The 7,272-nt window shown below is 68.6% G+C and carries 7 protein-coding genes; 3 read left to right on the top strand and 4 right to left on the bottom strand.

What is annotated here, in order from left to right:
- Positions 1-193: 193 nt before the first annotated feature.
- Genes dnaQ through HF203_RS15225 form a run of 3 tightly spaced genes read right to left on the bottom strand, consistent with a single transcriptional unit; the run spans position 194 to position 2,114 of the window.
- On the bottom strand, positions 194-922 hold the full coding sequence (gene dnaQ, locus HF203_RS15235; RefSeq protein ID WP_168670943.1) for a DNA polymerase III subunit epsilon: 729 nt from the start codon (positions 920-922) through the stop codon (positions 194-196).
- 6 nt (positions 923-928) lie between these two features.
- Entirely contained in the window at positions 929-1,360 is a 432-nt protein-coding gene (gene rnhA / locus HF203_RS15230) for a ribonuclease HI (protein ID WP_168670942.1), read from the bottom strand.
- On the bottom strand, positions 1,353-2,114 hold the full coding sequence (locus HF203_RS15225) for a class I SAM-dependent methyltransferase (protein WP_168670941.1): 762 nt from the start codon (positions 2,112-2,114) through the stop codon (positions 1,353-1,355). The genes rnhA and HF203_RS15225 overlap by 8 nt, the downstream gene beginning before the upstream one ends.
- A gap of 177 nt (positions 2,115-2,291) precedes the next feature.
- Between HF203_RS15225 and HF203_RS15220 the strand changes: the two genes are divergently transcribed.
- Together HF203_RS15220 and HF203_RS15215 are read left to right on the top strand one after the other, a co-directional pair.
- Entirely contained in the window at positions 2,292-3,728 is a 1,437-nt protein-coding gene (locus tag HF203_RS15220; protein ID WP_168670940.1) for a LysM peptidoglycan-binding domain-containing protein, read from the top strand.
- Positions 3,729-3,770: 42 nt separating this feature from the next.
- Positions 3,771-4,358: a L,D-transpeptidase family protein gene (locus HF203_RS15215; protein ID WP_210424810.1), complete on the top strand. Its 588-nt coding sequence runs from the start codon at positions 3,771-3,773 to the stop codon at positions 4,356-4,358.
- A 7-nt stretch (positions 4,359-4,365) separates the two neighbouring features.
- Here the strand turns inward: HF203_RS15215 and HF203_RS15210 are convergent, their stop codons facing one another.
- Positions 4,366-5,031 carry a transglutaminase-like cysteine peptidase gene (locus HF203_RS15210; protein WP_168670939.1) on the bottom strand — a complete coding sequence of 222 codons (666 nt, stop codon included), beginning with the start codon at positions 5,029-5,031 and terminating at the stop codon, positions 4,366-4,368.
- Between the two features lie 177 nt (positions 5,032-5,208).
- On the opposite strand from HF203_RS15210, the gene HF203_RS15205 reads away from it, so the two are divergent.
- The gene (locus tag HF203_RS15205) at positions 5,209-7,269 is read left to right on the top strand and encodes an HD domain-containing phosphohydrolase (RefSeq protein ID WP_168670938.1); all 2,061 of its coding nucleotides are present in this window, start codon (positions 5,209-5,211) and stop codon (positions 7,267-7,269) included.
- Positions 7,270-7,272 lie beyond the last annotated feature (3 nt).

The raw sequence follows: 7,272 nt of genomic DNA, 5'->3' as shown, positions 1-7,272 counted from the left end.
GTAGGGGGGATTCGTCTAGGACGGCGATTTATCGACAGGAAAGGTCTCGGCATCAGCATTCATGCGGGCGCATGAGGCCAATTCCTTGGGGGGGTGAGAAGCTCGAAGCGAGAGGCTACCCGAGGCGGCGCGGGGCGCTCAGACACCCCCTCGAGAGACGCGCAGGCGAGTCAGCCAAGTACGACCTCGCCGCTCAACCCTGCTCGCGCAACCACAGACAGCCCTCGGCACTGGCCTTGGCGATCGCCTCGAGGCGGGCGTTGTGCGCCGCGAGCGCCTGGGCATCGGCGCGGACCACGCGCAACGCAGGGCGGTCGGCGGCGATCCGACCATGCTCACCAGCGCCGCCACCCGCCCCGCGCTCACCGGTCTCGACCTCACCGAGGCCGAGCTTCACCTGTCCGCCGGTCATCGCCAGATAGACATCGGCGAGGATCTCGGCGTCGAGCAGGGCGCCGTGCAGGTCGCGCTGGGAGTTGTCGACGTCGTAGCGCTTGCACAACGCATCCAGACTGTTGCGCTGCCCCGGGTGGAGACGACGCGCCATCAGCAGGGTATCAGTGACCGTGCACAGCTCATCGATACGCGGCGCATCCGGCTGCCACAACCGCAGCTCGTGGTCGAGGAAGCCGACGTCGAAGGCGGCGTTGTGGATGATCAGCTCGGCGCCGCGCACATAATCGAGAAAGGATTCGGCCAGCTCGCCGAAACGGGGCTTGTCGGCGAGGAAATCGTTGGTGATGCCGTGCACCTCGACGGCGCCGGCGTCGATCTCGCGATCGGGCTGGATGTAACAATGGAAATTGTTACGAGTCAGGCGCCGATCGATCAGCTCCACACAGCCGATCTCGATGATGCGGTGCCCCGCCTGCGGATCGAGACCCGTGGTCTCGGTATCGAGCACGATCTGGCGTGTCTGCATCGGTCTCTACCTCGGGATGCCCTGGTTGGCGAGTTGATCGGCGCGCTCGTTGCCGGGGTGTCCGGCATGCCCCTTGACCCAGTGCCAGCGCACCTGGTGGGCGGCGAGCGCAGCGTCGAGCCGTTCCCACAGATCGCGGTTTTTCACCGGCTGACGGCTGGCCGTCCGCCAACCGTTGCGCTTCCAGCGTGGCATCCACTCACCGACCCCACGCTTGACGTACTGCGAGTCGGTGGTGATGTCGATGGTACTCGGGCGCTTGAGCGACTCCAGCGCCATGATCACCGCCATCAGCTCCATACGATTATTGGTGGTCTCGCGCTCGCCGCCGCAGAGCGCCTTCTCGGCCTCGCCCCAGCACAGCAACGCCCCCCAGCCACCGGGACCAGGGTTGCCCTTGCAGGCACCGTCGGTATAGGCACGCACCGGCTCAGACATGACCACCTCGCCGTGTCGTCGGTTCCACCCGGCCCGGCAACAGCTGCCGACGGCGGCGCCATGACGGGCGCAGCGGGGTGAGCGTCGACACCCGCTTGACCGCGCGCAGCACATAGACCCCGCCGAGCGCCGGCATCAACCGTTGCCCCAGGGCCTCGACCCGGGCACCGCGCGGACCGAGCGCCCGCGTCAGAGGCGGACGAAACATCAGGAACTCGCGCCGTTCGAGCGCAAAACCGAGATCGGACAACCAGGCCTCCATCTGATAAGCGGTGCGAAAATGCCCGCACCAGGGCGCCGGCCCCCGCGCGCCACGCAGCAGACTGCGTACGCCCCAAGGGCTGATGGCATTGAAACCGAAGATGATGATGCGTCCCTCCGGGATCAGGATCCGTTCGGCCTCGCGCAGCACCGCGCGCGGCTCGGGCGCGAAGTCGAGGGTATGCGGCAGGAACAGCGCATCGATGCTATCCGAGGCCAGCGGCAGCTGCGAGGCCAGACCGACGATCGCGGGGGGTCGGGCCAGCGGTGGCGGATCGCAAGGCATGGCGATGCGATAGCGGATCCGGCTGGTGGCGAGCGCATCGCGAAAGCTCTCGGTCACCCCGACCTGCACCAGGTAATAACCAAAGGTGTCGTGCAGCAGCCGCTGCACACAGGCGCACTCGAGCCGTGCCAGCTCGGCGCCGAGCGGCGTGCGATACCAGCGCTGGAGTTGGGCGAGTGGGGAATCCGGCCCTTTGCAAGCAGTCATGCGGCAGCCTCTTCGAGGCGGCCATGGTAACCGCAGCGACCCCATGCTGTCGTCTCCTCGCGCCCGTCCAATTCCCGACCCTGGCTCTGGAAATTACCCCCTGGTTTGCCTTATGATGTTGCGCGAAAAATCAAAAAATCCTGATTTACAAACACTTAACGCCTCCCCGGGGATTCAATGCCTGATGTCTCGCGTCTGGCACGCACGCTGTGCGCGCTGCCCCTGTTGCTCGCGCCCGTCCTCTCGGGCTGCGTCAAGGACTCACCACTCAGCCGCGCCGAAACGGATTCGGCATCTGCATCGCAAGTCGTCTCGGCCCGTGAATACGGCTTCGTCCGCCCTGCCGTCGCCGTCTCCAGCCTGGAGACCGACGACACCGCTCCCCCCCCCGCCGCCAGCGGCGGCGACCTCTGGCAACGGGTTCGCGCCGGGATGCGGCTGGGCCACCAACACCACCCCCGTGTCGATACGGTCATCGCGCGCTACAAGCGCGATCCCCAATACCTCACCCGCCTCAGCGAGCGCGCCCGCCCCTATCTGCGCCTGATCGTCAACGAGATTGAGCGCCGCGGTCTCCCGATGGAATTGGCCCTGCTGCCCCAGATCGAGAGCCGTTACAACCCCGGCGCCACCTCGTCGCGGGCCGCTGCCGGGATCTGGCAGTTCATGCCCTATACCGGCCGCGCCATGGGGTTACGCCAGGATCAGTGGTACGACGAGCGCCGCGACGTGCTCGCCTCGACCCGCGCCGCGCTCGACTACCTCGAGCAGCTCAACGCCCAGTTCGACGGCGACTGGGCGCTCACCATGGCCGCCTACAACTGCGGGCCGGGCTGTGTCGGCAAGGCCGTCGAGCGCAACCGCCGACAGGGCAAACCGACCGACTTCTGGGCACTGCAGCTCCCGGCCGAGACCCGCGACTATGTGCCGCAGATCCTCGCCGCCGCGCAGCTGGTCGCCGCCCCCGAACAGCACGGCCTGGCGCTGCCGCCGCTACCCGATCGTCCCCAGCTCGAGCTGATCCGCACCCAGCGCCCCATCGCCCTCGCCCAGCTCGCCAGCGCCAGCGGCGTCGAGCTGGCCACCCTCAAGCGCCTCAACCCCGGGCTCAAGCGAGCCCGCACCGCCCCCGACGCCCCCGCCAACCTGTTGGTGCCGGCCGGTAGCGGCGCGCTGCTGCGCAAGGCCATCGCCCAGGCCGAGGTGGTCTCGCCGGCGACCTACAACGCCTCGAGCCGCGCCCACATCCGCGAGCGCAGCGCACCGCGTGCACGTCCCGCCGTCGCCGTCAGCAAGCCGGCGCCCAAGGCCCTGGTACACGTGGTCAAGAGCGGCGAGACCCTCAGCGCCATCGCCCGCCGTCACAACCTCGGGGCGCGGACCCTCGCCGAGAACAACCATCTCGACCTCGACGACACCCTGCTCCCGGGGCAGAAGCTACGCATCCCCGGCAGCGACGCGCTGGTCACCTACCGCGTGCGCAGCGGCGACTCGATGAGCGTGATCGCACACCGCTACGGCGTCACCATCGACGACATCCAGCGCTGGAACGCGCTCTCCGACTCGCGTCTCGACATCGGCGACACCCTGCGCATCTATCGTCGCCGCGGCTGATCCACCAACCGGGCCGACACGCCCGATGCCGAGGATGATCCCATGCCCGGCGTCACCCCCAGGAGCACGCAGCGCCCGCCGCCCGCCACCAGGCGGGCGCTGCTGCTCGGGGCGCTACTCGGGCTGACTCTCCCCCCCGCGACTCTCGCGATGTCGCTGCTCGCCCTCCCCCGGCCATTACGCCCGGCCACCCCACCCGACGACTTCCGCCCCCCACGCCCCGACATGGCCGACCGCGTCCTCGTGCGCAAGGCCGAGCGCCGGCTCTATCTGCTACGTGACGGCGTGGTACTGCGAAGCTATGCCATCGCCCTCGGCTTCCAGCCCATCGGCCACAAGCGCCGCGAGGGCGATGGCCGCACCCCCGAGGGGCGCTACCGCATCGACTGGCGCAACCCCGCCAGCCGCTTCCACCGCGCCCTGCACATCTCCTACCCCGGCCCCGGCGACCGGTTACGCGCCCGCCTCCGCGGTGATGACCCCGGCGGCGCCATCATGGTCCACGGCACCGGCCCCGACACCCGCCGCAACGGCGACTGGACCGCCGGCTGCATCGCCGTCGACAACGCCGAGATCGAGCAGATCTGGTCGCTGGTGGCCGACGGCACCCCGATCGAGATCCTGCCCTGAACCGTCCTCAGCGCGGCCGGTACAGCCACCAGACCTCCTCGTTGGCGGCATAGACCGGCTGATAGTGACGCACCCGATCGGCCTCGACCACCTGCTTGATCTGGTTGTCGAGCAACAGCGTGCGCCCCCGCACCGAGACCAGCGCCACCGCGTGTCCGACCCCGAGGTTCTGGTCCTTGACCGCCACCAGCAACAAGTCGTCGTTACGGAAGCCGAGCGCGCGCAGGCTCATGAACTTGACGATAGCGTAGTCCTCGCAGTCTCCGGCGCGCTCGAAGAACTCACCCGGTGTCGCCCAATAATCGGCCACCCCCCAATTGACCCGATCCTCGATATAACGCCAGCGATTGGCGAAACGGTTGACCTCCTCGACCTGGGTGAGCCGATCGCGCCCGCGCAACCGTTCGATCAGCGCGCGCCACTCACGATAGGGACAGTTGCCGGCACCGCCGCGCCGACAACGCGCATCCTTGGCCTCCTCGACACGATAGCGCTCGAGCAGCCGCTGCCACTTGGGGATGGGGCGGAAGTTGGTAAACAGTCTGCCGGAGAGTCCGAAGACTGGGCGCTCGCCGAGCGCCGCGCCCGCCGCCGAGGGCACCGGCAACAGACCGGCGAGCAGCACGATCACGAGCAGCGGGAGGGCGAGGACGGGCGGACGAAAACCAGGCATCAGGATGGATTACACGCTCGGGCCATGCTAGAAAAAGGGGACTCGATTCCGCATTGATCCGTCCGTCGACAGATCGTCAGTCAACGCCAGCGCCGCTCGCCTCACCCAAGGCGCTGATCGCGAAGGGATCTTGACAGTGCTCATCGCAACCGTGCCGATCTCGGGAGACCCCAGGCAGTGAGACCCAGAATCCTGGCCGTCAGCGCCCTGCTGGCCGCCACCCTGCTCGCGCTCTATGGCGTGTTCGAATTCGCCGCGCGCGAGAAGGCGCGTGACATCCAGATCCTGCAGACCCAGCTCAACATCGTCGCCGACAGTCGCGCCCAGGCCGTCGATCAGTGGCTACGTGCGCAATACGCCGTGCTCGCGGGCCTTGCCGACAACGAATCGTTGCAAATCTACACCAAACTCGTCACCCCGGGCGAAACCGGCGAACCGATCGATACCGACCCCGCCAGCCTCGATTATCTCCGAACCCTGCTCGAGGTCACCGCCAGCCGCTCCGGCTTCCAGCCGCGCCGGACGGGCCCTGCGCTACCGGCCAACGTCAACCCACTCGGCGAGGCCGGCATCGGCCTGATCGACCCGCACGGCACCCCCATCGTCGCCACCGCCGGGCTGCCGCCGCTCAGTGGCCGACTGGCCGAGTTCGTCGCCCGCGTCCCGGTCGCCGAGCGCGGTCTGCTCGACCTGCACCCGGATCACGGTGACCGCCTCCGTCTCGGCCTGGTGGTGCCGGTGCTCGCCGCCACCGAGGAGGCCGACACCACCCAGGTCATCGCCCGTCTAATCGGCCTGCGCGGTGTCGATGCCGAATTCTTCGCCACCCTCGAACAGCCCGGCACCACCGCCGCCAGCGCCGAGACCTATCTCATCCGCCGCGCCGGCAACAGCATCGAGTATCTCTCCCCGCTGGCCGACGGCGCCCGCCCGCTGAGCCGGCGCCTGGCGCTCAACACCCCGGCGCTGATCGACGTCGAGGCGCTGACCGCACCGGGGCGCTTTCACCAGGGGCGCGACTATGCTGCCCACCCCGCCTTCGCCGTCAGCCGCCAGGTCCCCGGCACCGACTGGGTGCTGGTGCACAAGGTCGCCCAAGACGAGGCGCTCGCCGCCACCGATGCCCGGCGCACCACCCTGCTCGCCGCGATGACGCTGATCGTCGTCGTCGTCGCCGCGACCCTGATCGTGGTCTGGCGCTATGCCTCCTCGGTACGCGCCGAGGAGGCCGCACAACAGGCCCGGGCATCGGCCAAGCGCAACGAAGAGCTGTCCAACTTCCTCGAGGTCTTGATGGACAACCAGCCCTTGCCGATCTTCGCCGTCGACGGCGACGGGCGCATCATCTTCGCCAACCAGCGTCTTGCCGATCTCGTCGGCACCCCCAAGGACAAACTCACCGATCGCGCCCTGCTCGGCATCCTCGGCCAGGAGCGCGACATGCGCTATCTGCAGATCAACCGCCAGGTGCTGGACCGGGGCGAGCCGACCACCGAGGTCTCACGCTTCCCCCTGGCCGAGGGTGGCGAGCAAGTCTGGCGCTCCTATCACGCCCCGCTGCCGGCCACCGCCGAACGCGGCGCGGCGGTGCTCACCAGCATCGAGGACCTCACCGACCTGATGCGCGAGCGCGCCCAGCGCGAGCACAACACCCGCCAACTGATCGAGACCCTGGTCGGCCTGGTCGACGAGCGCGACCCAGATGCCGCGCACCAGTCACGCCATGTCGCCGAGCTGGCGCGGCGCATCGCCGAGCAGGTCGGCTTCGACGCAGCCATGATCGAGGCCACGGTACAGGCGGCACGGCTGGTCAATATCGGCAAGATCCGGGTGCCGCGCACCCTGCTCACCAAGCAGGGCGAACTCACCGACACCGAGCGCCTGCACATCCGCCAGGCACTCGACGAGGGGCCGGAGCTGCTCAAGCACATCGACTTCGACGGCCCGGTACTCGACACCCTGCGCCAGATCAACGAGCGCGTCGACGGCCAGGGCCCGCAAGGGCTGCACGGCGAGCAAATCCTGCTCAGCGCCCAGGCCGTCGCCCTCGCCAACACCTTCGTCGCCCTGGTCAGCCCGCGCGCCTTCCGCGACGGCAAGACGCTCGCGGAGGCCGAGTCGATCCTGCTCACCGAGATCGACCAACGCTTCGATCGCCGTGTCGTCCTCGGGCTACTCAACTATCTCAACAACCAGGGCGGGCGCGCGCACTGGGCCGCACTCAGCGGCGGCGACTGAGCC

The organism is Marichromatium bheemlicum, from assembly GCF_012276755.1.
In the GTDB taxonomy this organism is placed as follows: Bacteria; Pseudomonadota; Gammaproteobacteria; order Chromatiales; family Chromatiaceae; genus Marichromatium; species Marichromatium bheemlicum.
The sequence above is the reverse complement of the archived record's forward strand: the minus strand, read 5'-3'. Positions and strand labels throughout refer to the sequence as shown.

What these genes read in the sequence shown, in the direction of transcription:
- rnhA (WP_168670942.1), bottom strand. Translation starts at nt 1,360, where the DNA reads ATGTCTGAGCCGGTGCGTGCCTATACCGACGGTGCCTGCAAGGGCAAC.
- dnaQ (WP_168670943.1), bottom strand. Translation starts at nt 922, where the DNA reads ATGCAGACACGCCAGATCGTGCTCGATACCGAGACCACGGGTCTCGAT.
- HF203_RS15215 (WP_210424810.1), top strand. Translation starts at nt 3,771, where the DNA reads ATGCCCGGCGTCACCCCCAGGAGCACGCAGCGCCCGCCGCCCGCCACC.
- HF203_RS15225 (WP_168670941.1), bottom strand. Translation starts at nt 2,114, where the DNA reads ATGACTGCTTGCAAAGGGCCGGATTCCCCACTCGCCCAACTCCAGCGC.
- HF203_RS15220 (WP_168670940.1), top strand. Translation starts at nt 2,292, where the DNA reads ATGCCTGATGTCTCGCGTCTGGCACGCACGCTGTGCGCGCTGCCCCTG.
- HF203_RS15210 (WP_168670939.1), bottom strand. Translation starts at nt 5,031, where the DNA reads ATGCCTGGTTTTCGTCCGCCCGTCCTCGCCCTCCCGCTGCTCGTGATC.